This window comes from Pseudomonas sp. UMAB-08 (genome assembly GCF_900095225.1).
GTDB lineage: Bacteria > Pseudomonadota > Gammaproteobacteria > Pseudomonadales > Pseudomonadaceae > Aquipseudomonas.
Map to the genome: position 1 here is coordinate 1 of NZ_LT607455.1, position 924 is coordinate 924.

Sequence of the window (924 nt, forward strand, 5' to 3'; positions counted from 1 at the left end):
AATGGCGAACCGCCTGACCCGGTAACGGGGCATTATTTGTTGGGGAATGGTTACCGGGCGTTTAATCCGGCGTTGATGAGGTTTAACAGCCCGGACAGTGTGAGTCCGTTTGGCGAGGGGGGATTGAATGGGTATGCGTATTGCGGGGGAGACCCGGTTAATCGCGCTGATCCAACAGGCCACTTCGCATCAAGACTGTTCAAGTTCATTGGAGACCTTAGCAAAGCGCTTAAAACCCCGACTTCAATAGGTGCGAGCGTCACCAACAACACTTACTTCAATAGGCTCGTAACAACAGCTGTTCAATCCCTTACGCAGAGCACGTCGGTCGCTAGAACTATGTCCCCATCCAGGAGGTACCTGAATGACATCGTAGGCAGGACAAAGAATCCCCCTCCCTTTGTTCAAAAGCTAAAACGAGTCAACCAAAATCTGGCCAGCCATGGCGATGATAGCCTTTCCATGACGCATGCCAAACAGTACGGAGCACTGGCCCAGCAGGTAAGCTCTGGAGAAATCAGCAATACCAGTGCTCACCTCAAAGCAGCCGGTTCGTGGGCAGAACAATTCAACAAGGACAGGCGACCAAGCGCCATTATCGGCATCTCATTTAATCTCGCAGGCGCTTTAGGCGCTGGATCTGAGGATGCTTCTGCCTTGAAAACCGGACAATCGCTACGCCGTGCCAAATAAAACACTGACAGAGGACGCACCCCATGGTTTCCCCGCTCGAAACAACCCTGCTACTCACTGATCAGCAGCGCTCGGTACTGCACACAATCAATACCCAGACGCATAAGCCAATGGCCTATACCGCCTATGGCCATCGCCCGGCAGAAAGCGGCATGACGTGCTTGCTCGGCTTCAATGGCGAACCGCCTGACCCGGTAACGGGGCATTATTTGTTGGGGAATGGTTACCGGG

At 53.4% G+C, this 924-nt stretch carries 1 protein-coding gene and 1 pseudogene; both read left to right on the plus strand.

What is annotated here, in order from left to right; genetic code table 11:
- Positions 1-693, plus strand: a 693-nt coding sequence (locus K0F75_RS26015; RefSeq protein ID WP_257604487.1) for an RHS repeat-associated core domain-containing protein, incomplete at its 5' end; no start/stop codon positions are given.
- A 23-nt stretch (positions 694-716) separates the two neighbouring features.
- Positions 717-924 (plus strand): annotated as a pseudogene (locus K0F75_RS25390) (RHS repeat-associated core domain-containing protein); the annotation flags it as partial.